The 25,327-nt window shown below is 67.4% G+C and carries 32 protein-coding genes and 1 pseudogene; 14 read left to right on the plus strand and 19 right to left on the minus strand.

The genetic code is table 11. The features are described from left to right. Positions 1–687, plus strand: a 687-nt coding sequence (locus ACTQ49_RS10995) for a sodium:solute symporter family transporter (protein ID WP_441827884.1), incomplete at its 5' end; no start/stop codon positions are given. Between the two features lie 318 nt (positions 688–1,005). Continuing rightward, entirely contained in the window at positions 1,006–1,356 is a 351-nt protein-coding gene (locus tag ACTQ49_RS11000; protein ID WP_441827885.1) for a NifB/NifX family molybdenum-iron cluster-binding protein, read from the plus strand. Positions 1,357–1,446: 90 nt separating this feature from the next. On the opposite strand, the gene ACTQ49_RS11005 is transcribed toward ACTQ49_RS11000, so the two are convergent. Beyond that, the gene (locus ACTQ49_RS11005; RefSeq protein WP_441827886.1) at positions 1,447–2,934 is read right to left on the minus strand and encodes an APC family permease; all 1,488 of its coding nucleotides are present in this window, start codon (positions 2,932–2,934) and stop codon (positions 1,447–1,449) included. A gap of 87 nt (positions 2,935–3,021) precedes the next feature. Continuing rightward, positions 3,022–4,194 (minus strand): acetylornithine deacetylase, encoded by a 1,173-nt coding sequence (gene argE, locus ACTQ49_RS11010; RefSeq protein ID WP_441827887.1) that lies wholly within the window; start codon positions 4,192–4,194, stop codon positions 3,022–3,024. A 230-nt stretch (positions 4,195–4,424) separates the two neighbouring features. Here argE and ACTQ49_RS11015 point away from each other — a divergent pair, with 230 nt between their 5' ends. The 5 genes from ACTQ49_RS11015 (at position 4,425) to ACTQ49_RS11035 (ending at position 6,956) form a co-directional block, all read left to right on the plus strand. Continuing rightward, positions 4,425–5,156, plus strand: coding sequence for a hypothetical protein (locus tag ACTQ49_RS11015; protein WP_441827888.1), 732 nt, complete (start codon positions 4,425–4,427; stop codon positions 5,154–5,156). 34 nt (positions 5,157–5,190) lie between these two features. Next, on the plus strand, positions 5,191–5,643 hold the full coding sequence (locus ACTQ49_RS11020; RefSeq protein ID WP_441827889.1) for a hypothetical protein: 453 nt from the start codon (positions 5,191–5,193) through the stop codon (positions 5,641–5,643). A 93-nt stretch (positions 5,644–5,736) separates the two neighbouring features. Then, a complete protein-coding gene (locus ACTQ49_RS11025) occupies positions 5,737–6,021 on the plus strand; it encodes an aminoglycoside adenylyltransferase domain-containing protein (protein WP_441827890.1) in 285 nt (94 codons plus the stop codon). After that, entirely contained in the window at positions 6,014–6,361 is a 348-nt protein-coding gene (locus ACTQ49_RS11030; RefSeq protein ID WP_441827891.1) for a metallopeptidase family protein, read from the plus strand. The genes ACTQ49_RS11025 and ACTQ49_RS11030 overlap by 8 nt, the downstream gene beginning before the upstream one ends. 40 nt (positions 6,362–6,401) lie before the next feature. Continuing rightward, entirely contained in the window at positions 6,402–6,956 is a 555-nt protein-coding gene (locus ACTQ49_RS11035; RefSeq protein WP_441827892.1) for a hypothetical protein, read from the plus strand. Between the two features lie 22 nt (positions 6,957–6,978). Here ACTQ49_RS11035 and ACTQ49_RS11040 read toward each other — a convergent pair whose 3' ends face one another. After that, complete coding sequence (locus tag ACTQ49_RS11040) at positions 6,979–7,476, minus strand: Rv0909 family putative TA system antitoxin (protein ID WP_441827893.1); 498 nt, start codon at positions 7,474–7,476, stop codon at positions 6,979–6,981. Positions 7,477–7,728: 252 nt separating this feature from the next. On the opposite strand from ACTQ49_RS11040, the gene ACTQ49_RS11045 reads away from it, so the two are divergent. Continuing rightward, on the plus strand, positions 7,729–9,471 hold the full coding sequence (locus ACTQ49_RS11045; protein WP_441827894.1) for a glycoside hydrolase family 13 protein: 1,743 nt from the start codon (positions 7,729–7,731) through the stop codon (positions 9,469–9,471). A 30-nt stretch (positions 9,472–9,501) separates the two neighbouring features. Here the strand turns inward: ACTQ49_RS11045 and ACTQ49_RS11050 are convergent, their stop codons facing one another. Next, positions 9,502–9,768, minus strand: a complete 267-nt coding sequence (locus tag ACTQ49_RS11050) for an acylphosphatase (protein WP_441827895.1) — start codon at positions 9,766–9,768, stop codon at positions 9,502–9,504. A 401-nt stretch (positions 9,769–10,169) separates the two neighbouring features. On the opposite strand from ACTQ49_RS11050, the gene ACTQ49_RS11055 reads away from it, so the two are divergent. Continuing rightward, positions 10,170–10,415, plus strand: a complete 246-nt coding sequence (locus ACTQ49_RS11055; protein ID WP_441827896.1) for a ribbon-helix-helix protein, CopG family — start codon at positions 10,170–10,172, stop codon at positions 10,413–10,415. After that, complete coding sequence (locus ACTQ49_RS11060) at positions 10,412–10,654, plus strand: hypothetical protein (RefSeq protein ID WP_441827897.1); 243 nt, start codon at positions 10,412–10,414, stop codon at positions 10,652–10,654. The genes ACTQ49_RS11055 and ACTQ49_RS11060 overlap by 4 nt, the downstream gene beginning before the upstream one ends. A 23-nt stretch (positions 10,655–10,677) precedes the next feature. Here ACTQ49_RS11060 and ACTQ49_RS11065 read toward each other — a convergent pair whose 3' ends face one another. The 5 genes and pseudogenes from ACTQ49_RS11065 to ACTQ49_RS11085 all read right to left on the minus strand — a co-directional run bounded on the left by ACTQ49_RS11065 (position 10,678) and on the right by ACTQ49_RS11085 (position 13,595). Beyond that, complete coding sequence (locus ACTQ49_RS11065; RefSeq protein ID WP_441827898.1) at positions 10,678–11,211, minus strand: GNAT family N-acetyltransferase; 534 nt, start codon at positions 11,209–11,211, stop codon at positions 10,678–10,680. A gap of 64 nt (positions 11,212–11,275) precedes the next feature. Further along, positions 11,276–12,034, minus strand: a complete 759-nt coding sequence (locus ACTQ49_RS11070) for a pentapeptide repeat-containing protein (protein ID WP_441827899.1) — start codon at positions 12,032–12,034, stop codon at positions 11,276–11,278. Positions 12,035–12,225: 191 nt separating this feature from the next. After that, positions 12,226–12,786 (minus strand): hypothetical protein, encoded by a 561-nt coding sequence (locus ACTQ49_RS11075; RefSeq protein ID WP_441827938.1) that lies wholly within the window; start codon positions 12,784–12,786, stop codon positions 12,226–12,228. A gap of 33 nt (positions 12,787–12,819) precedes the next feature. After that, positions 12,820–12,939: pseudogene (locus tag ACTQ49_RS11080) on the minus strand (LD-carboxypeptidase); the annotation flags it as partial. Between the two features lie 107 nt (positions 12,940–13,046). After that, complete coding sequence (locus ACTQ49_RS11085) at positions 13,047–13,595, minus strand: YceI family protein (protein WP_441827900.1); 549 nt, start codon at positions 13,593–13,595, stop codon at positions 13,047–13,049. A 197-nt stretch (positions 13,596–13,792) separates the two neighbouring features. On the opposite strand from ACTQ49_RS11085, the gene ACTQ49_RS11090 reads away from it, so the two are divergent. The 3 genes from ACTQ49_RS11090 (at position 13,793) to ACTQ49_RS11100 (ending at position 17,499) form a co-directional block, all read left to right on the plus strand. Continuing rightward, entirely contained in the window at positions 13,793–15,271 is a 1,479-nt protein-coding gene (locus ACTQ49_RS11090) for a S8 family peptidase (protein WP_441827901.1), read from the plus strand. Positions 15,272–15,491: 220 nt separating this feature from the next. Then, complete coding sequence (locus ACTQ49_RS11095; RefSeq protein WP_441827902.1) at positions 15,492–16,775, plus strand: citrate synthase; 1,284 nt, start codon at positions 15,492–15,494, stop codon at positions 16,773–16,775. Positions 16,776–16,971: 196 nt separating this feature from the next. Next, on the plus strand, positions 16,972–17,499 hold the full coding sequence (locus tag ACTQ49_RS11100) for a MauE/DoxX family redox-associated membrane protein (RefSeq protein ID WP_441827903.1): 528 nt from the start codon (positions 16,972–16,974) through the stop codon (positions 17,497–17,499). A 61-nt stretch (positions 17,500–17,560) separates the two neighbouring features. On the opposite strand, the gene ACTQ49_RS11105 is transcribed toward ACTQ49_RS11100, so the two are convergent. The 5 genes from ACTQ49_RS11105 to ACTQ49_RS11125 form a co-directional block, all read right to left on the minus strand. Next, positions 17,561–18,118, minus strand: a complete 558-nt coding sequence (locus ACTQ49_RS11105) for a hypothetical protein (RefSeq protein WP_441827904.1) — start codon at positions 18,116–18,118, stop codon at positions 17,561–17,563. A 15-nt stretch (positions 18,119–18,133) separates the two neighbouring features. Continuing rightward, a complete protein-coding gene (locus ACTQ49_RS11110) occupies positions 18,134–18,325 on the minus strand; it encodes a hypothetical protein (RefSeq protein ID WP_441827905.1) in 192 nt (63 codons plus the stop codon). Positions 18,326–18,333: 8 nt separating this feature from the next. After that, positions 18,334–18,795 (minus strand): hypothetical protein, encoded by a 462-nt coding sequence (locus tag ACTQ49_RS11115; RefSeq protein WP_441827906.1) that lies wholly within the window; start codon positions 18,793–18,795, stop codon positions 18,334–18,336. 80 nt (positions 18,796–18,875) lie between these two features. Then, a complete protein-coding gene (locus tag ACTQ49_RS11120) occupies positions 18,876–19,397 on the minus strand; it encodes a hypothetical protein (protein WP_441827907.1) in 522 nt (173 codons plus the stop codon). A gap of 4 nt (positions 19,398–19,401) precedes the next feature. Beyond that, positions 19,402–20,109 (minus strand): hypothetical protein, encoded by a 708-nt coding sequence (locus tag ACTQ49_RS11125; RefSeq protein WP_441827908.1) that lies wholly within the window; start codon positions 20,107–20,109, stop codon positions 19,402–19,404. 344 nt (positions 20,110–20,453) lie between these two features. Here ACTQ49_RS11125 and ACTQ49_RS11130 point away from each other — a divergent pair, with 344 nt between their 5' ends. After that, positions 20,454–21,029, plus strand: coding sequence for a hypothetical protein (locus ACTQ49_RS11130; protein ID WP_441827909.1), 576 nt, complete (start codon positions 20,454–20,456; stop codon positions 21,027–21,029). A 119-nt stretch (positions 21,030–21,148) separates the two neighbouring features. On the opposite strand, the gene ACTQ49_RS11135 is transcribed toward ACTQ49_RS11130, so the two are convergent. The 5 genes from ACTQ49_RS11135 to ACTQ49_RS11155 all read right to left on the minus strand — a co-directional run bounded on the left by ACTQ49_RS11135 (position 21,149) and on the right by ACTQ49_RS11155 (position 25,252). Beyond that, positions 21,149–22,324, minus strand: coding sequence for an acyl-CoA dehydrogenase family protein (locus ACTQ49_RS11135; protein WP_441827910.1), 1,176 nt, complete (start codon positions 22,322–22,324; stop codon positions 21,149–21,151). Between the two features lie 253 nt (positions 22,325–22,577). Continuing rightward, a complete protein-coding gene (locus tag ACTQ49_RS11140; RefSeq protein WP_441827939.1) occupies positions 22,578–22,964 on the minus strand; it encodes an acyl-CoA dehydrogenase family protein in 387 nt (128 codons plus the stop codon). Continuing rightward, positions 22,961–23,572 carry a 3-oxoacid CoA-transferase subunit B gene (locus ACTQ49_RS11145; RefSeq protein ID WP_441827911.1) on the minus strand — a complete coding sequence of 204 codons (612 nt, stop codon included), beginning with the start codon at positions 23,570–23,572 and terminating at the stop codon, positions 22,961–22,963. The genes ACTQ49_RS11140 and ACTQ49_RS11145 overlap by 4 nt, the downstream gene beginning before the upstream one ends. Beyond that, a complete protein-coding gene (locus ACTQ49_RS11150) occupies positions 23,487–24,449 on the minus strand; it encodes a CoA transferase subunit A (RefSeq protein WP_441827912.1) in 963 nt (320 codons plus the stop codon). The genes ACTQ49_RS11145 and ACTQ49_RS11150 overlap by 86 nt, the downstream gene beginning before the upstream one ends. 221 nt (positions 24,450–24,670) lie before the next feature. After that, the gene (locus ACTQ49_RS11155) at positions 24,671–25,252 is read right to left on the minus strand and encodes a TetR/AcrR family transcriptional regulator (RefSeq protein WP_441827913.1); all 582 of its coding nucleotides are present in this window, start codon (positions 25,250–25,252) and stop codon (positions 24,671–24,673) included. Positions 25,253–25,327 lie beyond the last annotated feature (75 nt).

A 25,327-nucleotide genomic window follows, 5' to 3' on the forward strand; every position in this document is an offset into this window, starting at 1 on the left:
GGGCGACGGATCGTTATCGGCTGTATGCTCTTCGCGGTGGGTGGTGCGGTGGCCCGGGCACTGGTGGGCGCCGCGTGGTACCAGAAGCAGGGGCTCACGCTGGAGAATCCGGAAACGGTCTACATCAAGATGGGCCAGATCCTCTTCCACCCCCTCGTCGCCGGTTTCATGCTGGCCGCGGTGCTCGCCGCCATCATGTCGACGGTCTCCAGCCAGCTGCTGGTCACGTCATCGGCCTTGGTGGAGGACATCTACAAGGCCCTCAACCGCGACGAGAAGCCCGACGCCCACTATGTGCTGATGGGCCGTCTGGCGGTGCTCGCCGTCGCGGTGCTGGCGGCCGTGATGGCGTGGACCCAGAACGACACGATCCTGGCGCTGGTGGCCTTCGCCTGGGCCGGTTTCGGCGCCTCCTTCGGCCCCGTGGTGCTGCTCAGCCTGTTCTGGCGCAAGCTCTCCGCCTGGGGCGCCCTGGCCTCGATGGCCACGGGTGCCCTGGTGGTTGCCTGGTTTGGCAATGTGGAAGGTGGCCCGGGCCGCATCTTCGACGTGTACGAGATCCTGCCCGGCTTCGCCGCGGCCCTGCTGGTGGGCTGGCTGGTGAGCCTTGCCACCTACCGCGAGGACCCCGAGGTCCAGGACGAGTTCAGCCAGACCCTGCACGCCGTCGCCCACGCCTACGACTGAGGTGGTTCCGGGCGGAGTGCTCAAGGCTCTCGCCCCACCCCGCGTGAGTTCCGGGCCCCCGCGTGGTTTCCAGCCCCTGACCCAACCCCGCGTGGGTTCTTGCGCCCCCGACCCCACCCCGCGTGGGTTCCAACACCCCGCGTGCGCTACACCACACGCGTAACCCACCAACCCACGCGGACTCCATCTGGGGGCCAGCGAGACCAGACCAGTGAGACCGGGGCCGCTGGGCACCCCTGAGCGCCCCTGAGCGCCCACCCCGCCGACCAGCTCCCTCCACCCAGGGGAGACAATGGGCCCATCACCAAGGAGGAGTCCATGATCGTCGCCACGCCCACCACCGCCGACGGGCAGACCGCAGCCGCTTGGGGCCGAGCCCACTGGATTGGCCTGGCCGATGTTCGTGCCGGCGCCGAAGGGCCAGAGGTGATTGCCTGGCAGATCCACGAGGTGGCCTGGGACGAGTCGCACGACGCCGGCACCCATGGTTCGCACCATGCCCGCATCGTCCGCTTTCTCAAGGAACACCAGGTCCAGGCGATCGTCGTCGACCACATGGGCGAAGGCATGCAGCGGGTGGTCCGCAACATGCAGATCCCACTTCTGCCTGCCACTCCCGGGGACGCGCAGGCCTCAATCGTCGACGCGGTGACGACGGCCGTCGGCTGACTGGCCGAGCAAGCCCACCCGGCCCACCACTGCGACGAGGGTGCCGATCCCGCACTGGGATCGGCACCCTCGTGGCGCACGGGGAAAGGATCAGGGCTTGTCGCGCCCGTCCTGCTTGCGCAGCACGTCCATCATCGGCGGCACCTCGCTGACGGGGTGTTCCACCTCCCACTCCACGTCGCCGAGGTGTTCGACGTCGCGGAAGCGGGTCTCCTGCTTGTAGACCATGCGGTTGATCAGGAAGGTGATGACACCCAGCACGATGCCCACCAGCAGCAGCCAGCCGGCGACCTTGTAGTCGCTGTTGGCACGGCCCGACAGCGGGCTCGCCAGGAAGGCGGCGCTGATGGCACCCAGCACGGCCATGATCGTCGGGGTGGTGAAGTGCTTGACGTCCTTGCGGTCCTTGCGCAGCACCAGCACGGCGATGTTCACCACGGTGAAGACGCACAGCAGCAGCAGTGCCGTGGTGCCGCCGAGGGCGGTCAGGTTGCTGAACCAGACCAGTCCCAGCGCGAGCAGCGTGGTGAAGACGATCGCGATATAGGGGGTGCGGCCGCGCTGGCTCACCTTGCCGAGCGAGCGGGGCAGGACGCCCTCGTGGGCGAGGCCGTAGAGCAGGCGGGAGGCCATCAGCATGTTCAGCAGGGCGGTGTTGGAGACGGCGAACATGGTGATCGCGGCAAAGACGCCGGTCGGGAAGTTGGGGGCGCCCACCTGCACCACCTGCAGCAGCGGGGTGGAGCCCTCGCCGAGCTTCTCGGGGGTCACCAGCGAGACCGACGTGATGGCCACGAGCACGTAGACGATGCCGGTCAGGCCCAGGCCCAGCAGCAGGATCTTGGGGAAGGTGTTGACCGGGTCCTTGGTCTCCTCGGCCATGTTCACGGAGTCCTCGAAGCCCACCATGGCGAAGAAGGCCAGGGCGGTGGCGGCCGTGACGGCTCCGAAGGCCGTCTTGCCCTCCGCGACGTTCACCTCGGTGAGGCGGCTGAAGTCGGCCTGGCCCTGGAACATCGCCCACAGGCCCACCAGGATCACGATCAGCAGACCGGACAACTCGATGCAGGTCAGCACCACGTTCAGCTTGACCGATTCACTCACGCCGCGCAGCGTCACCAGCATCAGCAGCAGGAGGAAGCCGCCGGCAATCAGCTTGAGTTCCATGCCGTGTTCGTCCACATTCCAGCCGAAGACGGCCACCAGGTTGCCGGCGAAGGCCTTGGAGGCGGAGGCCGACGAGGTGAGGCCGGAACACATCACGGTGAACGCGACGATGAAGGTGAAGAAGTGGCTCTTGAACGCACGCTGCGTGTACAGGGCCGCACCAGCTGCCTGCGGATACTTGGTGACCAGTTCGAGGTAGCTGAAGGCGGTCAGCAGCGCCACGATGAAGGCGCACAGGAAGGGCAGCCAGACGATGCCGCCCACCTGGGCGGCGACCTTGCCGGTGAGGGCGTAGACGCCGGTGCCCAGGATGTCGCCCATGATGAACAGGAGCAGCAGGCCGGGGCCCAGCACGCGCTTCAGGGAGGGCTCGGATCCTCGGCCTGGCGCATCGATCTCGGGTGAAGTCATGCGCTTACTTTCAGGCCAGCGGTCCCCAATGTCCACCCTGTTTGCATGATGGACGGCCGCAGTTCACCCCTTTGGGTGGGGTACCGATCAGAGGCTCAGGTGGTCAACCAGGGCTTCCATCCACGCATCGCACCGGGCCACCTGGCCCAGTTCGATGAACTCGTCGGCCTTGTGGGCCTGCTGGATGTCACCCGGGCCGCACACGACTGCGGGAATCCCGCCCCTGGAGAACTGGCCGGCCTCGGTGGCGTAGGCCTCCTTGTTCTCGCTGGCGATCCCGCCGAGCATCGTCGCCAGTTCGACGACGTACTCGTCGGCTGCCGTGTCCAGCCCCGGAGCCATGGCGTCGACGACCACCTCGACGTCGGCATCGGGATGTTCGGCCTGCATCCGGGAGCGCAGGTCGTCGCAGACCTCCCGCAGACGGCCCAACAGTTCATCGGGGTCATTGCCCGGCACCGTGCGGAATTCCAGGACCAGCTCGGCCCGTCCGGGGACGATGTTGCCGGCCGTGCCCCCGCTGAAGCGGTTCACCCCGCCGGTGGAGTGGCTGATCGGGTAGGCCTCGTCGAAGGGTCCGTTGGCCTTCCAGCCGTCGACGATCGTGCGCCACCAGGCCACGAGTTCCGCCGCGTACTCCACCGCATTGACACCGTGAGTGGTCAGCGACGAGTGGGACTCGACGCCGGTGAAGACAACGGTGGCGTAGCAGACGGACTTGTGGGCGCGAACCACCTTCATCAGGGTCGGCTCACCGATCACGGCAGCACGAGGGGCCAGACCGAGCTCGTGGATCTGCGCGACGATGTCGTCGCCACCCTTGCAGCCCACTTCCTCGTCGTAGCTGAGGGCGTAGTGCACCGGTTCCGCCAGGCGCGCTGCGGTCAGGGCGGGCAGGATGTGCAGGGCGGATCCCAGGAATCCCTTCATGTCCACAGCGCCGCGGGCGTACAGGCGGCCGTCGCGCACCTCGGGCTCGAAGGGATTGCTGGTCCACTGCTGACCGTCCACCGGCACCACGTCGGTGTGACCACTCAGCACGACGCCACCCGAGGTGCGCCCGTCGTCGGCCGGGACCGTTGCCACGAGGCCCTGCTTGAGACCGTCGGGCGAGTCGAACAGATGCGGCTCGATGCCGAACCTGCGGAACTCGTCGGCCACCAGGGCCACGAGTTCGCGGTTGCTGTCGCGGCTCGTGGTGTCAACCCGGCACAGTCGGGTGGTCCATTCGAGGCTGGCGGGGAGCTGGTCGTGGGTCATGGCTCCATTCTGTCCGGTCCGGCCAAGCGACGGCCGCCGCACGGAGCCCCACACACCGGTTCGAGGAAAACCCAAGATGAACTACCGACCAAGGCTCGACCATTCGTGGACATTTCTCTGGTCAGGGCGCGGCGGACCGTCTACATTGATGCTCGACGGCCCCTCCCCCAAGGCACCACCGTCGTTCCCCCATCACGAGTACTGCCACTGCAATCGTTGGGGTGACAACCATGGGGAACCAGCCACGAGTCCATGCCGAGAGCGGCCAAGAGGCCCCGGCCCTGCGCCGTCAGGCCATGCCGTCCGACTCGCCCGGCATGTTGACCAAGGTCCTGCGCTGGCTGAAGGAGAAGCCCGGCACCCCTCCCGCGTCATCGACGACCCAGCGGACCACCGACTCCCGAGACCACAGTGCGTGGCAGCGTCCGGTCGCGGTGCGTCGAACCACGGCTGCGACGCCGAAGCCGCAGCCACGTCCACTGGCAGGAGCCACCGGGGGCACACGTGCAGGAGCCACCAGCTCCCCGCGCACCCCCGCAGCCCCTGACCGGGTCCGCACCGTGGAGGCCGCCCGCACCGGCGCAGCCCTCGCCGCCGGCGGCGCCAGCCCCACCCGGACGCCCGAGTACCTGCTGGACGACGGCTTCCGACCCGAGGAGATCACCTGGCCCGGCGCAACGATCTGGCGTGACCGCTCCGAGAGCGACCGCATCTCGTCTCCCGTGGATCGTGGACAGGCCAGCCCGCGTCGCCCCGTCATCAGTGGCAACGAGCGCAATGGGCGTGCCCCGGAGCGGTCGGCGGCCCATGCGGCGCGCGTGGGTGCTACCTCCGCGCGGCAGGTCACGGGGGCTCGCCGACAGCCCGCGGAGCAGCCGCGGGTGACGGCCGCTCGGCCGCGTCGCGGAAGCTCGATCGAACACTTCCCGGCCGAGGTTGCCCGTCCCCGTCGCGCCATCTGAGACCTGACGAACCGCGGCCCGCTAGGGTCACGGCATGGATGTCCCGCTGCCCAGCCAGGTGCAGCAGATCTGTGCGTCCTTCACCCATGCGCTGAACCACAGCTCCGAGGACCTCCTGGAGGGGCTGTACCTGCGCGGTGGTCTCACCTGGGGCGAGTTCTTCCCCTCCTCGGACGTCGACTTCACGGCGGTTCTGTCCCGCAGGCCGGGACGACATGACCTGGAGGCGCTGGAGGCTGCGCACACGCAGATCTGGTTCGAGTTCCCGGACCATGACTTCGACGGGCACCACGTGCTCCTGGATGACCTGCGACGCCCACCGGCCGAGTGCCCGCCGGTGCCGTGCGCCCATGCGGGCAGCTTCCGGGTCTCCTCCCACCAGGACGTCAACCCCGTCTCGTGGGCAGAAGTCGCGCAACGGGGCATCCGGGTGGCCGGACGCGATCCGCGGGTGCTGGGGATCGACGATGATCCGCAACGGCTGTAGGAGTACACGACGCAGAACCTGGCCACGTACTGGGCACGCACGGCGCTGGAATTGCGGCTCGGCTGGCTGGTGGCGGGCCGCCGGGATGACCTGGTGGCGTGGTCGGTGCTGGGGGTGGCCCGGCTGCACCACCTGTTGGCGACGGGGCGGATGGCCTCCAAGAGCGAGGCCGGACGCTATGTGGCCAACCAGCTGGACGAGCAGTGGCGCCCCATTGGGCTGGAGGCGCTGCGGGCCCGGGAGCGCCCTGACGAACCCTCGCGCTACCGCTCCGCGAATCTTCGCGGGCGTGACGTGCGCGACTTCGTCGCCTGGTGTGTGGCCGACGGCGCCCGGTTGGCCGAGGAGACCCCGCGTTGGAAGGACCGTCATGGTTGAGATGGATGCCGATGAGTTCGAGGAACTCGCCGCCGAGGCCCTGGAGGAGATTCCCGACGAGCTGATGGCACTGCTCGACAATTGCCTGCTGATCGTCGAGGACCGCAATGAGGACGAACCCGAGATCCTGGGGCTCTACGAGGGTGTCCCCCTGACGGAACGCGATGGCGGCTACTCGGCGGTGCTGCCGGACCGGATCTTCGTCTACCGGCTGCCCACCCTGGAGATGTGCGAGAGCCGCGAGGAGGTGGCGGACGAGGTGCTCACCACCGTGGTGCACGAGCTGGCCCACTTCTTCGGCATCGACGATGACCGGCTGCACGCGCTGGGTTGGGACTGACCTGCTCCGCGACGGCGCCCCGTCCCGCCATACTGGCGGTATGGATGCACAACGACTCGCCGAGGTCACCGGCCGTTCGATCGACGAATGGGTCCAGCTGCTCGACGGGCTGGAATGCCGAGAGCTCGACCACACCGCCACGGCCCGCCTGGTTCCCGACCAGCTCCCGGACACGGTGGAGAACAAGGGCTGGTGGGCCCAGTCGGTCACCGTGGAGTACGAGAAGGCGATCGGTCGACGCGTCGTGGGCCAGACCTGTGAGGGCGACTTCCAGGTGTCGGTGAGCAAGACCTGGCACGGCACGCGCGAGGAGGCGCTGGACGCCTGGGTTCAGGTCACGAGCCCGATGGCCGAGTTCGGCGGCGTCGCGGTGGAGCAGGAGCCCACCCGCACGCAGACCGAGAAGTGGAGCCGCTGGCGCGCGCAGCTGGCCGACGGGAGCCGCGTGGTGGCCGAGGCCTACGACCGCCCGCGCCCGGACATGACGAAGCCCGCCAGAGCTGCCTTCGCCGTCACACACCAGAAGCTGGCATCGACGCACGAGGTGGAGCGCTGGCGGGCCGTCTGGAAGAGCCTGATCGGCCAGATGGGCTGATCATAAGCGCCAGATGGGGTGGTCAGAAGCGGTTGTCACCGTCCAGCTTGTCGGCGAACTTCTCGGCATTGCGCTCGAAGTCATCGGCGGCATTGTCCACCTTCACGCCGAAGGTGCGCTTGTCCTCCGCCTTGTCCAGGACGGTCGCGATGACCTCCTTGACCTTGGTGACCACGCCGGTGGCCTTGCCCTTGGTCTTGTCCTCGATCATCTGGGCGGCCTTCTCGACGGTGCTGTCGATCTTCTCGCGGTTCTTGTGCACGGCCTCGCCCGCCTTGCTGGCGGCATCGTCGGCAGCCTGCTTGGCCTTGGCTGCGGCCTCCTTGGCCTTCTCCTGCGCCTCGCTGGTGCTGGCCTTGGCCTTGTTGGCGCGCTCCTGCGCCGAAGCCTTGGCGGACTCGGCCTTCTCCTGGGCAGCGGCCTTGGCAGCATCGGCCTGCGCCTTGGCCTTCTCGGCAGCCTCGGCGGCCTTGGCCTTGGCGGCATCCGTGCGGTTGGCGTCGTGGTTGCTCTCGGTCATGGTCGACTCCTGCTCTGGTCCGTGATCGTGTGGCCGCGGTGGCCTACATTTCAACGGTAGGGGTGAGCGACGTCGAGGGCCAGAGTCTGCACGAAGCCCACAGCGAACAGGGCCCACATGGGGCGGGGCCCACAGCGAACAGGCCCACATGGGGCGGGGCCCACAGCGAACAGGGCCCACATGGGGCGGGAAGCCACCATGCGTGGTCCACCCGGCGCGGAGCCGGGCGCACGCCGCTGCCAGACTTGCCCCATGACGATTGCTGCCCCGCTTGACACGCCGCTGCACCGGCCACGCGACTGGTGGCGCGACGCCGTCGTGCTGCAGATCTACCCGCGCAGCTTCGCCGATTCCACTGGGGACGGGATCGGAGACCTGCCGGGCATCACCAGCAGGATCGGGCACCTGGCACAGCTGGGGGTCGACGCGGTCTGGTTGTCGCCCTTCTACCCCTCGCAGCTCGCTGACGGCGGCTACGACGTGGATGACCACCGCGCGGTGGATCCCAGACTCGGCACCCTCGAGGACTTCGACGAGATGGTTGCCACCCTGCACCGCCATGGCATCGGCGTGATCGTGGACCTGGTGCCCAACCACTCGTCGGACCGGCACCGCTGGTTCCGCGAGGCTCTGGCGGCCCCCAAGGGCTCACCGGCCCGGGAGCGCTACATCTTCCGCGACGGGACGGTTGGCGGCAGCGAGCCGCCCAATGACTGGCAGAGTCTGTTCGGCGGATCGGCCTGGCAGCCGGTGGGCGATGGGCAGTGGTACCTGCACCTGTTCGCCCCGGAACAGCCCGACCTGAACTGGCAGCATCCCGAGGTCCGGGCCGACTTCGAGCAGACCCTTCGCTTCTGGTCGGACCGGGGCGTGGACGGTTTTCGCGTCGACGTGGCGCACTCGCTGACCAAGGACCTCTCGCAACCGTGGGAGCCGTGGGCGACGGTGCAGGACTTCGTGCGGACCGATGGTTCCCATCCGTGGTTCGACCGGGACGAGCTGATGGAGGTCTACCGCAATTGGCGCACCATCTTCGATTCCTACGACCCGCCCCGGTTCGCCGTTGCGGAGGCGGCGGTGCATCCGTCGCGCCGCGGGCGCTATGCCCAGCCGGAGACGCTGGGCCAGGCCTTCAACTTCTCAATGCAGGAGTGTGACTGGCGCGCGGGCGACTTCCGGAGGGTGATCGACGATGCCCTGGCGGACATGGCGGCGACGGGCGCCAGCACCACCTGGCTGCTGGGCTGCCATGACACTCCGAGGGTGGCGAGCCGGTTCGGCCTGCCCCTGACCCCCGAGCCGCGGGTGCACGTGGATCCCGCCTTTCCCGGCGAACCTGCCTTCCGGCATGACAGCCAGTGGCTGGCCCGGCAGTGGCTGCTGGCCGACGGGAAGGAACCGCCGCTCGACGTCGAGCTGGGGGTGCGGCGAGCCCGCGCGGCGGTGCTGGTGGAACTGGCGCTGCCCGGGTGCACCTATGTCTATCAGGGCGACGAACTGGGCCTGCCCGAGGTGGCCGACCTGCCGCGCGAGGTGCTCACCGACCCGATGCTGGGCCGTTCCTCCAAGGAGAAGGGCCGCGACGGCTGCCGGGTGCCGCTGCCCTGGAACAGGGAGCGGACCGCACTGGGCGGCAGTTCCTTCGGTTTTGGCTCCGGCGGCGCCCACCTGCCACAGCCAGAGGTCTTCGGGGAACTCAGTGTGGAGGCGCAGCAGGAGGATCCGCGCTCCACCCTGAGCCTCTACCGCGAGGCACTGGCGCGACGTCGGGAGCTGCGGGAGATGGTGGCACAGGCACCGATGCGTTGGGTGGATTCCCAGCCCGACGTGCTGCACTTCGCCCGGGGGCCGTGGCACTGCGCGACGAACTTCGGGGAGGGGGAGATCCCGCTGCCGCAGCTGGGCGCCGAGCCGGCACGGATGGCGGTGGCCAGTTGGCCGGATGTGCGGCAGACGCTGCCGCCGGCAACCACCGTCTGGTTCCTGGACGAGTGAGACCAGGGGAACCCGATGGCCCCTCCCGCGTCAGCGGACCCGGAAGTCCTGCATCCCCTCGGGCCGGGCAGCCCGGGTCTGTACCTCGTCCACCGTGGCGAACCGCGGACCCTGCCGACACCAGTCCAGGAAGGACTCCACATCGGCTGCGGGCCCCTCGGCCCAGAACTCGACCTGGCCGCTGGGCAGGTTCCTGACCCACCCCGTCACGCCCAGACCTTCCGCCTCCTGAACGGCGCTCCAGCGGAAGCCGACGCCCTGCACCCGTCCATGGACGGTTCCTGTCACCGCGATCATCACTCCATCGTGCCCCATGCGAAGCTGTCCGGGAGGTGAAGGTTTCCTGTACTCCACTTTCAGGAAACCGTGTGGTGGCAGGAATGTCATCCAACCGACAATGAACGATCCATCTCCAGCCATCACTTGTCTGGTTGAATTGTCCCGTTGGGTGGATCCCCCGAGCACACCCAACATCGTCAGCCCCGTCGCAATCCCTGGACCCCCGACCAGCCGCGACGGGGCTGACTGCTCTCTCCGACGGAACCTCGCCACGCGAGAACATCCTTGGCACGCGAGGCACGGGCTGATGCCCGGTTCGCCGCCGGTCGCGGCGCGCGTGACATCACCATCATGTCGATGACGGGACGTTCGTCGTGAGGCACCATTGGCCGCACTGGGTTTTCGTTTACGATTTCCGCATGAGCGAGGACACGTTCGACGAGGCCAAGATCCAGGCGTGGGCAGACGAGGCGGAGGCCGGCTACGACGTCGGGGCCCTTCGCCACCGCGGACGGGGACGCCCGGGCCGAGGTGCCGAGCCGATGCAGGTGGTTGCCGTGCGGTTGAGCGCTGACGAGATCGCGGCCCTCGATGCCCTGGCAGCACGGGACCAGGTGAGCCGCTCGGAGGCGATCCGCCGGGTCTTGGCCCGGTCCGCGGCATGAAGGTCCATCCGAGCGCGCGAAAGCACGGCATCAGCGATGAGGACGCGATCCAGGCAGCCGACTGGCCGCAGTGGATCGAGCCCTTGGACGATGAAGACTGGCCGCACCGCGAATTGAGACTGGGGTTCGACAACCAGGGTCGGCTGCTGGAAACGGTCGTTCTCGTGTTCGAGAGCGGCAACGAGCTGGTCATCCATGCGATGCCAGCACGAAAGCAGTACTGGGAACTCTTGCCCTGAACATCCGAAACTGCCGCGAGTGGTCAGGCGGAAAAGCTGCTGATGGAGGCCGTCAGCATGTGTTGGGCGCTGCCGAACTCCGTGAACTCGGCGCTGCCCACAAACCCGAGACGTGCAGCCAGTGCCAAAGCCTTTTGGTTCGACGCTTGGGTGACCACCAGTAGAGGCTCGTCGCCCTGGACCTCCGCAGCGACTCGCGCCAACAGGTTCCGACAGGCCACTTCCGCAATCCCTTGTCCCCAAGCATCAGGCAGGAGGACATACGACAGCTCCAGCTCTCCACCTTCAGGGCGGACATGCCCGGGCCGATCTTGGTTACGTCGATCCACCATGACCGTGCCGAGCATCCGGTCACGGCGGGCATCGGCGATGATCTGGGCCCATCGGCGACGCCCGCACCGCGCCCCCGCGAGACTTGCCACAGCCAGTGGCCACGCGGTGGTCTTTGGCTTCGGTCCGCCCAGGTGCCTGCGGACGCGGTCATCGGTGAACAGCTGGACCATGCGAGCGACGTCGCCCACTCGACCGTTGCGCAACCGGATCTCCGGTGAAGTCATGGCTCGACCCTAGACAACCCAGCCCCCGAGGTAAGCACATCTGTCGCATCGGGATCCAGAAGTTCTACCGCGCTCGATTCCAGTGCGACGGCATGTGCAGCCCCGCCGGCAGACGCGTGCTCTCACTGCCCCGCGCTGCGTCGACCTGCTGCTGGGTCAGGAAGATCGCACCCCGCAGGTCCGCCCCTGACAGGTCGGCGTCACGTAGGTCGGCCCCCAGAAGGTCGGTGCGCTCGAAGGTTGCACCTCGTAGGTCGGCCGCGATCAGCAGGGCACTGCGCAGGCAGTGGCGGTCAAGACGTGCCTTGCGCAGGTTGCTGCCCATCAGCTGCGCGCGAGGCTGGAAGCGCCTGGACCGGGGTGTGGGGAGGCGGTGGGACTCACTGATCGCGACGAGCACAGGCCCCACTCGACTGCGTAGCCCGGCGATGTCTGCCGACGCGACCTGGTCAGCGGGGGCGGCGACGAGCTGCTGCAGCTCCACCACCAGGACATCGACGTCCTGGGCGAGTGGGCCATCTGCCAGCTCGCGGGCCTCAGTGAGCAGGCGCAGCATCTCCATGAGGTGGCGCATGCTGGCGAAAGCCGTGAACATCGCGCCGGCGGTCTCGGGTCCTTCGCGCCAGTCAGCGACACCACCGAATGTGACCTGAGTGATCTGTTGGCCTGCCCCGAAGCAGTCGAACACGGTGCAGGCCGGCCAGCCCTCCTCGCGCAGCCGCGGATGGATCTGGCACCGGTTGTCGCCCTGCAAGTGGTTGCAGGGCGTCCCTGCGGGGATGTCCGCACCGAACCCGCCGGCCTTGGTCCTGGTGAGGGCCACACAACACAGGCCGACACACTGCGAACAATCACCTACGAAGTCGACGGTTGTCCCCCCTTGATGGTGCCGGTTGTTGCGCATTCCCCGCTTCAGTCTCTCCCGCCCGGGCCGATGGTCCGGGGTAGCGCACGGCAATTGAACGTACACCCGCCGGTCGAGCGCAGATGGCTCGAGTCAGTCCGTAACCAGCGTCAGTGCGTGACCAGGGTCAGTTCCGAGCTGTACCCAGCCGTGAAGCGCATCATGCCCCCAACGGGGAAGGTGATGAGCGGGTTGGTGTGCCCGAAGTCGACATTGGCCAGCACCGGCTTGCCAGCCAACGACGGGATCGTGGCCACAATGGCCTCGAGGTCGTCGCGGCCCATGGCGCTGGCCTGTTGGAATCGCCCGATGACCAGCCCCTGGACCGTCTCGGCTCCGGGCTGCTGCATGAGCGAGTTGAGGTCGCGCCGGAACTCGGTGGCGTTGCTGATCTCGTCGTCCTCCACCATCAGGACCGCGTCCGGGAGCGAGGGCATCCACGCAGTGCCCTGCAGGAGGTTGAGGGTGCAGAGGTTCCCTCCGACGATGCGCCCGTGAGCCTCGCCGGGCTGCAGTGCCCACCAACCCTCGGCCGGGATCGTGGTGCGGTGGTCCTGGTCGAGGAACCATGCATCATCGGTGAACCAGCCGGTGGGCGTGATCTGCACCGGCTCGTCACCCATGGGCGCTTGGCAGAACCAGTCGCGGGTCTGTTCGCCCAGCTCGCGCATCCCGAAGGTGGACCAGTGCGGACCGTAGTACGTCACGAGTCCGGTCGTCGCCGTGATGGCGTTCTGCAGGGCGGTGATGTCGGAGAATCCACACAGGATCTTTGGATTCGCGGCGATGAGGTCGAAGTCGAGGTGTGGGAGCAGTTCGTTGCTGTTCGCGCCGCCGAACCCAACAGGCCCGGATCCATGCGGATCCGGGCCTGCTCTGCAGCGTCCTGCACTGCTTCATTCGGGGGGAGGAAGCGGGATGGAGAGGAGGATCAGGCCTGCTTGATGGCGGAGATCTCGAACTCGAGCACGATCTTCTCGCTCACCAGCACGCCGCCGGTGTCCAGGGCGGCATTCCAGGTGAGGCCGAAGTCGCGACGGTTGACCTCGGTCTTGCCCTCGAAGCCGATGCGCTCGTTGCCGAAGGGGTCGGTGGCCGCGCCGGTGAACTCGAAGGGCACGGTGACGCTCTTGGTGACGTCCTTGATGGTCAGGTCACCGGTGATCTCGACGGAGTCGGCGTCGGTGACCTCAACCTTGGTGGAGGTGAAGGTGATGGTGGGGAACTTCTCCGCGTCGAAGAAGTCGCCGCTGACCAGGTGGCCGTCACGGTCGCCATTGCGGGTGTCGATCGAGGCAACCTGCATGGTCACGTTCACGCTGCTGGCGTCGGGGTTCTGGCCGTCGACGGTCGCGAGACCCTCGAACTCCTTGACGCTGCCACGGACCTTGGTGATCATCGCGTGGCGGGCCACGAAGCCCACGGTGCTGTGGGTGGGATCGAGGGCGTAGGTGCCCTTGAGGCTCGTCATGTCGGTCATCTGGTTCTCCTCTGGAAGTCTTGGCTGGCCGGGCCTGCCGGTCAGGGGTGGTTGGGATGTCCAACAGGAGCAATCATGGCACATCATGATTGAAGTTTCAATATCTTTTCCTGAAGATCCGCCCTTGGCCTTGCCCATGCGGGCTTGGGTAGGCCCCACTGCATACAGTGAGCAGGGTCAGCCCCGAAAGGTCACCCATGCGCCTCCCCCAGCCGTCCGCTCCTCTCGCCCGCCTCGTCGCCCCCGCCCTCGCCCTGGCCTTGGTTGCCACCGGCCTGGTCCTGCTGCCCAGCCAGGCCGCCCCCGACGAGGAAACCGACCGTTGGATCGTGCGCTACGACAGCCCCCGATCCGCCCGCAGCATCCAGGCGGCGTCCACGCGGGGCGGCGGCCGGATCAAGCACCAGTTCTCCACGGCCTTCCCCGGAATGGCAGTGGAGATGACCCCCCGCAATGCCGCCGCGCTGCGTGGCATGAAGGGCGTCGTGAGCGTCACCCCGGACCACCGCATGCGCGCCGCCGACGTCCAGGACATCCCGCCCGCGGGCCTGGACCGAATCGACCAGGTGACTTCCCGGGGAACCCGGAGCTACACATCGACACGCAATGGATCGGGCGTGCGGGCCTATGTGGTGGATTCCGGCCTCAACCTGGGCCACACCGACTTCACTGGACGCATCATCGAGGGGCCCAATCTGGTCAACCAGGGTGACCGACCAACCGACTGCTCAGGTCACGGCACCCACGTCGCGGGAATCCTGGCGGGCACCCGCTTCGGCGTCGCCAAGCGCACCACGGTGACCCCCATCAAGGTGCTCGACTGCGACGGCGGCGGCTACGCGTCCGACACCATCGCCGCCCTCGAGTGGGTGGTGAAGGACCACGCCGCGGGACGCCCGGCGGTACTCAACCTGAGTCTGGCCGGCCCCGTCAGCCCCGAGCTCACCAGCGCGGTGAACTCCGTGATCGCCGACGGCGTCACCGTGGTGGCCGCCGCCGGCAATGCCGACCCCGGCAGCGCCCCCACCTCCGCCTGCAACTTCGGCCCCGCCAATGTGCCCGGCGTCCTGACCGTGGCCAACTCCACGACCTTCGACCAGCAGTCCCCCACCAGCAATTTCGGCAGCTGCGTTGACCTCTACGCCCCGGGCACCGGAATCCGCTCGGCGTGGATCGGCGGCGCCAGCGCCACCGCCACCGACGACGGCACCTCCATGGCCACCCCGCACGTGGCGGGCGCGGCCGCACTGCTGCTCCAGGCGCGCCCCACCTGGACCCCTGCGCAGGTGCACAGCCAGATCGTCAGCCAGTCGCTGGCCAATCGCATCAGCAACCCGTCGCCCGGCACACCCAACCGCCTGCTGCACACACTCAGCCCCATCACCCCTGGCCAGATCGAACACGTCGGGCGGCCCGGCATCAGCGGCACGCCCACCGTGGGGAGCCGCCTGAGCGCAACCCCCGGTACATGGGGCAATGGTCGCGTGACCCTGCGGGGCCAGTGGTACCGGGTGAGCAGCACGGGAACGCGTACCGCGATCACGGGGGCCACCGGCACCAGCCTGGTCCTCAGCACGGCGGACCGCGGCCAGCGAGTGCAGTACACGGTCACCGCAAGCAAGGTGAACTACGCGAACAAGCAGGCGTCTTCACCGCTGACCAGCGTCGTATCTTGACATCGAGAATATTTGCCGTTCAGCAAAACCCCTTGCCAAACAGAGATTTTCGCTCCAATGCGTGATCCTGGACGGTCCACCGGCGCAACCCACCCATTTCCTGTACTGTTCGGACGCGCTAATGTGAGCGCATCCGCTGGCAACGTCCGCCAGCGAGCTGTGTCACCACACTGACCACTCGACCGGAGCCTCCGGGACTCCGTTCAAGGAGGAACCGTCCATGACTGATCTTGCGACCTTCGCAATCGGCGACAAGAAGGTAGAGCTTCCCTATGTGGAGGCCACCCAGGGCAACAACGGCCACGACATCGTGAAGCTGCTGGCCCAGACCGGCGACACCACCTACGACCAGGGCTTCTCCAGCACGGCTTCGTGCAAGTCTGCCATCACCTTCATCGACGGCGATGCGGGCGTCCTGCAGTACCGCGGCTACCCGATTGAGCAGCTGGCCGAGAAGTCCTCCTTCCTGGAGACCGCCTACCTGGTGATCTACGGCGAACTCCCGACGGCCGAGCAGCTGGCCACCTTCGAGAGCCGCATCACCCAGAACATGATCATCGACGAGCGGATGCGCGACTTCTTCCGTTGCTTCCCGCGTCGTTCGCACCCGATGCCCGTCCTCGCCGCCGGCATCATGGGCCTGAGCACCTTCAACTCGGAGACCACCGGCCTGGATCCGGAGTCGGTCGAGGAGGCCACCATCCGCCTGATGGCCAAGGTCCCGACGCTCGCCGCCTACGGCTACAAGAACTCGATCGGCCGTCCCACCCTGTACCCGGACAGCTCGCTCAGCTACATCGAGAACTTCGAGCGCATGAGCTTCGGCAGCCCCAGCGAGCCCTACGAGATCGACGACGCCATCACCCGCGCCCTCGAGGTGCTGCTGATCCTGCACGTCGACCACGAGCAGAACTGCTCCACCTCCACCGTGCGCCTGGTCGGCTCCTCGCAGGCCAACATATACGCCTCGGTCGCCTCCGGTGTGAACGCCCTCTCCGGCCCCCTGCACGGCGGCGCCAACCAGGAAGTCCTGGAGATGCTGCAGCAGATCAAGGACTCCGGCATGAGCGTGCAGGAGTTCGTGAACAAGGTGAAGAACAAGGAGTCCGGCATCAAGCTGATGGGCTTCGGACACCGCATCTACAAGAACTACGATCCGCGTGCCAACATCATCAAGAAGCACGCCGACGAGGTGCTGAAGCTGAAGGAGGGTCGCCGCGACCTGCTGGACATCGCCCAGGAGCTCGAGCAGACCGCCCTCAACGACGACTACTTCCAGAGCCGCAAGCTCTACCCGAACGTCGACTTCTACTCGGGCCTGATCTACGAAGCCATGGGCTTCCCGGTGAACATGTTCACCGTGCTGTTCGCCATCGGCCGTCTGCCCGGATGGATCGCCCAGTGGCGCGAGCAGAACAGCGACAAGAGCACCAAGATCGGCCGCCCGCGCCAGATCTACGTCGGCCAGACCAAGCGCGACTACGTCGCCATGGACCAGCGCTGACCGTCAGCACGCTGAACACCACAGCGTCGCCCTCACCGCCCTGCGCGGTTCTGCTCGACGCACCGCGGGAAGGCCCCGTCGGCACCAGCCGGCGGGGCCTTCCCGTGTCCACATCCCCCCCGTGTCCAAATCCCCCTGGGGCCTAGTCCTCCTGCGGTTGAATCCACTTCGGGCCGCCGCACCGTAGTCTGACCCCATGTCGGTGACCGCTCTGCTTGCCTGGGGATGTGCCGTCGCCGGAGCCCTGATGTTGCTACCGGCCGGCATCGAGCACACCTGTGACCGACGCTGGCTGCGGGCCGTGCTGGCCGCCCAGTCCCTGCTCCCCGTGGGCCTGCGGCCGCTCGTGGTGGCCGCACTGGGCCCCTGTGAGCTGGCACTGGCCGGCATCGTGCTGGTCGGTCTGGGACTGGTGCCGTTCACCACCATCGGCATCTCTGCCCTGCTGCTGGCCGTGGCATCCCTGGCCGCGCTCTATCTGGTCTTCGCCGTCCACACGGCCGTGGTGATGCGCCGCAGTCCCGGAGCGCCCTGCGGCTGCGGCGGTGGCGACGAGCCGGCCAGCCTGCCCGTCGTGGTGCGCGGGCTGCTGATCGGGCTGGGGAGCGCCTGGTGCCTGCTCCAGCCGCCGCCCGCCTCGTGGGCGTGGCTTGCCCTGACGGCGATGGCCGGTGCCCTGCTGGGCGCAGTCGGTTGGCTCATGCCTCGACTGGCCCGGCAGTGACACCGGCCATCATCCTGCGGCCTCCTCCCAGCGGGAGGTGGCTCGATGCGCGACGGGTTGCTCAGCCCAGCGCCGCCATCCCGATCCAGATGGCGCTGGAGGCGAACATCAACAACAGGGCCGTCTGCAGCTTGCGCTGGTGGCGCCCCCAGGCGAAGTCCCATCCGCCGTCCGAGTCGTAGGAGAGGTTCATCAGGGTCATCAGGGATCTGCCCAGCCCGAATCCCACGCCGGCGAGCACGGCCGTCAGTGGGGTGGAGAACAGGGCGATCATGGGTACCAGGAGATACGGCAGGGAGCTGGTGACATAGGTGCGCACACCCGTGCCCATCTCGTAGCCGAACTCGAAGGGACCGAGAACCGGGCCGTGCCGGAAGACGCTCTCGGGCACCAGCCGGGCATTCTGTGGCATCGGGAACGAGACGACGCCCAGCTCACGCAGGGCCATCACCACGAACCAGACCGCCATCAGGCCCAGCCAGACAGGTACCGGGGCCACGATGCGCACCAGCGAACCGACCACCAGCAGCACCGCTGCCGAGAGGAGTCCGCCAGCCACCAGGCCAACGCAGAAGGAGTACTTGGAAATGCCTCGCCAGACCGACGAGCTCAGCACCATGGCCGAGTTGCGGGATCAAGTGCTCCCGCTGACTGCATAGCCAGCACAGGCAGCCATCGACAGCCAGGCCGAGGCGACCACCGCGGGAGTCGGGCCCAGGGTGAGCCCGGCAACCAATGTGGCCAGCACGACCGCGGCCATCAGCGCGACGCCCACCGCGGGGTGGAAGATACGCTTCGGCTGCTCGAGGACGATGGGAAGGGTCACGGCGCGGATCAGACCTTCGCGCGGCAGATCGCCAGGTAGGTGCGGGAGTAGTACCAGTAGCTAGGAATCGTGACGCGGCCGTCGGAGCACCGGTAGGTGACGCCGTTGACGGTCCAACGCCAGGCATTCTTCATGTTGGTGGTGCCGCACGTGGTGGAGATCGGACGGTAGGTCTGGCGGTAGCTGTCCGTGCCCGTGCGGTACCAGCCGCTGGCGTCGCAGAAGACACTGCCGATGAAGGTGCCGCCGAAGCAGGCGCCGGGCTCGTTGACGTAGATGCCGACGTTGTCCTTGTCCTCGGGATAGCCGTTCGGGTAGGCATCCTTGCAGTCATTGGCGTCGAAGCCGGTCAGCCCGGTGGGGCTGGTCTCGGCGGCGGCCCGCGAGGCGCCGGCCAGGTTCAGGGCACCGGTGCCGAGGGCGACGGCGGACAGGGTGACGCCCTTCAGAACGGTACGGCGACGCACCACCTGGTCGATCTCGGTCAGGGTGACGCCCTCACCGGACGTGGCGGGCGCGTCCAGATCGGGGATGGTGTTCAGGTCCAGGGTCAGGACTGCTCCTTGGCAATGTGAGCCGCGCCGAGCTTCCAGGCGGCCAGGGTCTGTTCGAGTTCATTGGATGTGGTGGGCATGGCCAGGTCCTCGACCCGCCCGTCGGGCTGGACGCAGAGGAGCACGGGCGGCGAGAGGTGTGCCACCTGCTTCCACGCGTCGTCGTCGGTGATGATCTGCAGACCCACCGGAAGGTGGCTCCAGGCATCACCGCCTTCATAGGTGAGCAGCGCGGGGCGCACGGCGAACTCGTCGGCGCGCTCGGCCAGCTCGTGGGCCAACATCTGGCACAGCGGACATCCGCTGGTGGCAGCCAGGACCAGTCGACGACCCTCGGTGGAGCCGAAGGCGGCGGGAAGTCGGATGTCGTCCGGGGCAACCGGCGTCACCTGCTGCCAACCCATGGTCTCGAGCTGGCCACGCAGCAACTTCACCTCACGCATCACCGCGGCGAGCGCGAAGAAGAGGAAGAGGATGACGCCCCAGGTCAGCACCCACAGTGCGGCTGTGGTGCTCATGGCGTCAGTCCTTCTGCCAGGCGAGCTCGATGCTGTCGAGCCACGGGGCCAGGTCGGCGTCCTTCTGGTCCTCCTGGACCGGGCCGGGCATGACCTCACCCAGAGCCGAACGGAAGCCGATGGTGTACGCGAAGTCGCGCGGGCGGCCCTTGCCGCGGCCGGGCAGCGGACGACGCCAGACCTCGCCACCACGGCCCTTCTTGGCGCCGCGGCCCTTGGGCTTGTTGGCCTTGGCGTGGGCCGGGCCGACGCAGTCGACGGAGTCCAGCGTGTCGTTGACCAGCATGACGTTCTCGTTCATCTGGGTCAGCAGGGTGGCATTGCTGGGGCGCACGACGAGACCCTCGGTCATGTCGGCGATCTCCAGCACGCTGAACAGGCCGGCGATGGTGTTCTCGCTGGGAGCCGGGCCGCTGAAGACGGTCATCAGCTCGTGGTAGTCGCCGATGAGGGTGGCGATGCTGGCGTCGCCCTCGGCCGAGGTGGCCAGGCGCACCTCATGGCGGCCGACCTTCAGCGCCTTGGCGGTGGTGGACTTCAGGATGTGACGGCAGGCGTCGTCGTGGAAACCGCGCGTGCCGATCTGGAAGGCACGGCCGTACTTGGAACCGGCGAAGCGGACCCCGGCCACCTCGCTGGACAGCTTCTTCTGGTCCCACTCGACGGTCAGGACGTGGCCGCTTGGCGCGCGGCGAACGAATGTGTTGGACAAGACTTCCCCCGATGGTTTTGGACTCAAGGGGGCCTTGTCTGCAGCGAGCAGGGTACCCCCGTACCTGATTCGTGCTGTGAGGAATATCGCAGGACTGGGGGAAGCTTTGTCACCCCCCCTGGGTGAACTCCCCGTGAATGCCAGCTGCGGATCTCCCAAAGTTGATCAGGAGGCCTTCAGTGAGGCGTCGAATTTGATCAGGACCCCGGGATCCGGCTGGCACCATCCTGACCAAGCGCCCCCGCAGGGGCGCGCTTCAGCCATCGGCGATCAGCCCCACCGGAGGGTTCTGCCGTGGGCGATCAGCCCTTCCCACTGCTGCAGCGTCTTCCAACACTGGAGTCATGAACCAGTTCACTGAGCAGGAGATCGACACCATCCGTCGCGGCGCCATGGGTGCCGTCGCCCTCGTCTCGCAGGCAGAGCCGGGCTTCTTCGCCACCTTCAAGGAGTCGATGGCGGCCTCCAAGGCCCTCGCCGACGCCCCCGAGGAGTTCAAGAAGCTGATGACCGGCGGCATGGTCATGCCCCCGAAGGCCAGCAGCAAGGAGGAGATGGCCACCAAGCTTCTCGACGAGCTGCGCCAGGCCGTCCAGGTGGCCGGCAAGGACGCCCCCACCCTGGAGGCCCTGCGCTCCTATGTCTCGGCCGCAAGCCAGGAGGTCGCCGGCGCCGCCAAGGGCGTCTCCGACGAGGAGCGCCGCGTGATCGAGCAGGTCAACGGAATCCTGGGCCAGACCCCCGGCACGCAGACCCCCGGCACGCAGACCCCCGGCACGGAGGCTGCCGCCACCGATGCCCCGGCCGCTCCTGCCCAGCAGCCTGCTCCGCAGACCGGTCAGGTCTCCGAGGCTCCCGCCAGCGGCACGCCCCAGGCCCAGCCCGGTGGCGCCGACGACCTGAAGTGGCCCACCGCCTGATCCACACCCCCGGCGATCCCGATCGCTGGATCCTCGACATGCAGGACGACCCCGACCAGATGGTCGGGGTCGTCCTGCATGTCGGGAGGATGCGTCCCGTCGGTCAGCCGTCGGGCCGATCAGCGGAAGGCACCGACGCCGGTGATCTTCTTGCCCAGGATCAGCGACTGCACGCTCTCCGTGCCCTCGAAGGTGTGCATGGACTCGATGTCGGCCATGTGACGCATGACGTGGTTCTCCAGCAGGATTCCTGAGCCGCCCAGCATGTCGCGTGCCTCGGCGGCGATCCGTCGGGCGGCGCGGGTGTTGTGCAGCTTGGCCATCGATCCGTGCTGTGGCACCACCTCTCCGGCGGCCTCCAGCTCGGCCAGACGACGGCAGTACATGGCCATCGCCGTGAGCTGGGCCAGCATGTCCACCAGGCGCTGCTGGATGAGCTGGAAGCTGATCAGCGGCTTGCCGAACTGCTGACGCTCTGTCGCGTGGGCCAGAGCCGCCTCATAACAGGCAATCGCGCTGCCGAGCGCCATCCAGGCGATGCCGGATCGGGTGCGCTGGAGCACCTGACTGGTGGCGCGGAAGGAGGTTGCCCCCGGCAGGCGGTTGGCCTCGGGGATGCGCATGTCGGTCATGGTGATCAGGGCCTGCGGGATGCAGCGCATGGAGACCTTGCCCATGATGGTCTCCGCCTCGTAGCCGGGAGTGTCCTGCGGCACGATGAAGCCACCCACCTCACCGTCGTCCATCCGGGCCCAGATCACGGTCACGTCGCCCACGGAGCCGTTGCCGATCCAGCGCTTCCGGCCGTTCAGCACCCACTCGTCACCCTCGCGACGGGCGGTGGTGGACAGCGCCACCGAGTCCGAGCCGTGGTCGGGCTCCGTCAGGCCGAAGGCGGCGAGCTTCTCGCACCGTGCGATGGGGCCGAGCCATTCGTCCTTCTGCTCCTGGGAGCCGTGCTGGTGGATCGATCGCAGCGCCAGTCCGCCCTGGACGGCGATCACGGTGCCCATCGAGGCGTCGGCCCGCGCCACCTCCATCATCACCAGCCCGGCCGCCAGGGGCGACATCTGCTGCTGACCGGGGACGTCGAGCCCGTCGCTGATCAGGTCGAGCTCACCCAGACGCTTGACCAGGTGCATGGGGTATTCGGCGCGTTCCCAATACTCGTTGATCTGCGGCGTCACCTCGGCACCGTAGGCGCGCGCCCGGTCCCAGATCTCGCGATCCTCGCCCTGGACGTCGCCAAAGACACGGAAGAAGTCGGTGCTGTCGCCGAACGCTGCTTCGTTCATCGTGGAGTCTCCTCACGCATGGGAATGACCCGATCGCTCCGAAGATCCCCAATGATCCAGACGACCTACGAATGGCCATTCGTTGTCTTGCTGCAAACACTGTCACGCGAATTGAATCGGCGTCAATGGACGAGTATCCAGCCCAAGAAGTCGAGCAGCACGATGCCACCGTCGGCGCATCAGACCACCGACGGTGACGGTCGTCGTCCGAGGCCAGGGGTCTTCCCCCTGGCCTCGGACCTGCGGGGGGAACTCAGGCGAAGGCGCCCACACCGGTGATCTTCTTGCCCAGGATCAGCGACTGCATGGTGTCGGTGCCCTCGAAGGTGTGCACCGCCTCGATGTCGCTGCGGTGGCGCACCACATGGTTCTCCAGCAGGATGCCCGAACCGCCCAGCATGTCGCGGGCCTCCGAAGCCACCCGGCGAGCGGCGCGAGTGTTGTGCACCTTGGCCATGGAGACCTGCTGCTCGATCAGCTTCCCGGAGGCCTGCAGCTGTGCAAGGCGACGGCAGAACAGGGCCATCGCCGTGACCTCCTGCAGCATGTCCACCAGACGCTGCTGGATCAGCTGGAAGTTCACCAGCGCACGACCTGTCGGTTGACGTGCCGGCCGCCACGCAGGGATGGGAATCGTCAGGCTGTCAAACGGCTGGTGCCGAAGTCCGGCTCGGTGGCGGCGCGCACGCGCTCGAGGCTGACGCCCGGCGCCAGCTCCAGCAGCTCGAGCCCGTCCGGTGTCACCTCGAAGACGGCGAGATTGGTGATCACCAGGTCCACGGCGGACAGCGCCGTCAGCGGGAAGCTGCACTCCTTGAGGATGCGTGGGGCGTCGGTGTCCACGACGGTGGGCTCCATGATGGCGATGACCCGGCGGGCACCCTTGACCAGGTCCATCGCCCCGCCCATGCCATTGGACTTCATACCCGGGATGATCCAGTTGGCGATCTCGCCCTTCTCGCTCACCTGCAGGGCACCCAGCACGGCCGTGTCGATGTGCTTGCCGCGGATCATGTCGAAACTGCGCATGGAGTCAAAAGTGGAACCACCCTTGGCGATGGTGGTGGTGAACTTTCCGGCGTTGACGATGTCCGCATCCACCTCCTCCGGCAGCGGCGAGGGTCCGGTCTTCAGCAGACCGTTCTCCGAGTGAAAGATGACCTCAAGGTCCTTGGGCAGGTAGTCGGGAATCATGGTGGGCAGTCCGATGCCCAGGTTGACATAGGAACCGTCGGCCAGCTCCTGCACCGCGCGGGCTGCGATGCCGGCACGCGTCCACCCGGCGGGTTCCCCGTCGGCACCCAGCGCCAGGAGCGGCTCGGTGGGGGCCTCGTCGCCCTAGGGTGAGCGGGTGACGACGCGCTCCAGCACCTTCTCCCGCGCCTTCTTCGGGCTTGAGCGCCACGACGCGGTCCACGAAGATGCCCTGCAGCTGGATCTCTCCGGGCTCCAGCTCGCCCACCTCGACGAGCTCCTCCACCTCCGCCACGGTGACCTTGCCGCACATGCCGACCACCGGGTTGAAGTTCTCGGCCGTGTAGCGGAACTTCAGGTTGCCCTCACGGTCTCCCTTCCAGGCGTGGACCAGGGAGAAGTCGGTGACGATGGCCTCCTCCATCACGCACAGCTCCTCCTTGCCGTCCACCATGAAGGTGCGCGTCTCCTTGGGTTCGCTGACCAGGACGACATTGCCCTCACCGTCGTAGCGCATCGGCATCCCACCGTCGGAGACGGGCGTGCCGGCGCCCGACGGGGTCCAGAAGGCGGGGATGCCCGCGCCACCGGCGCGCATCCGCTCCACCAGGGAACCCTGCGGGATCAGCTCCACCTCCATCTCGCCGGCTAGGTACTGGCGCTCGACGGACTTGGCGTAGCCCACGAATGATCCGCAGAAGCGCTTGACCAGTCCGGCCTTCACGGCACGGGACAGCCCCAGGGCAATCTGGTCCAGTTCCGTGCCCGGGTTGTTGGAATAGGCCGTGAGTCCCCCCACGCCCTTCTCGATGATTCCCTCGATGAGCGCCGCAGGTGCGCCGCAGGTGCCAAAGCCACCCACCGCCACGGACATTCCTTCTTCCAGCCCCTCGAGTGCTTCGGAAATTGATGAAACGACCTTGTCTACCATCTGTGATCCTTGTCCCGGTGCACTACTTGACGTCCGCGTCGACGCCTACGATTTCGCTTTACGAATGATTATTCGTTTTCGCGGCTTTCGTGGAAAAGCCAATGGGCCAGATCGAGTGTCAATGGAAAATTGTGATGGCTGTCACAGCGTTTTCGCGGTCGGCTGTCCGTCCGAAGGGCCACCCCACAGACCTCCGGCAACGGCCATCCAGAGCACAGCAGTCAGGGCTGGCCGACACCCAGCATGCGCAGCGCCTGATTCGCGTAGCGGTCGCTCAATTCGTCCAGCGTGTAGCGGCGGTCGGGCTGGAACCACACGGAGACCCCCGTCGCCATGTCGATCATGAAGTAGGCATTGATCTTCGGGTCGTCCGAGTGGAAGACGCCCCGTCCGATCCCGTCGTCGACGATCTGCACCCAGCGGCGAACGTAGTCGCGGCACGCCTGACGGGCCCGCCCGGCCCACGGCTCCTCCAGGCTCATCACCTCGCGATTGGAGACTCGCACGTCTGGGGCATGACGGGCGTGGATCTGGACGTGCACGTCCATCGCCACCCTGATCCGCTCCACCGGATCATCCAACCCGGCCAGCCGCTCGTCATGCTCCTGGATCAAGCGCTCCATGCCCAGCACGCAGATCTCGCCGAGGAGTTCCTGCTTGGACGAACAGTGGTTGTAGAGGCTCGAGGCCCGCATGCCGATCCGGCGGGCGATGTCCTCCATGCTCGTGCCCCAGTAGCCACGTTGGTCGAAGAGGGTCACGGCGGCCGCGATGATCTCGGCTCGACGACTGGTCACGACCATGGAAGACCTCCTGTGGGTGGTGGAGCCCGTGGAGGGGCTGCTGCATCCCCATCGGAGCAGTTTGCAGCAGTCCCT

The sequence above is a fragment of the Luteococcus sp. Sow4_B9 genome, assembly GCF_052116585.1.
Lineage (GTDB): Bacteria > Actinomycetota > Actinomycetes > Propionibacteriales > Propionibacteriaceae > Luteococcus.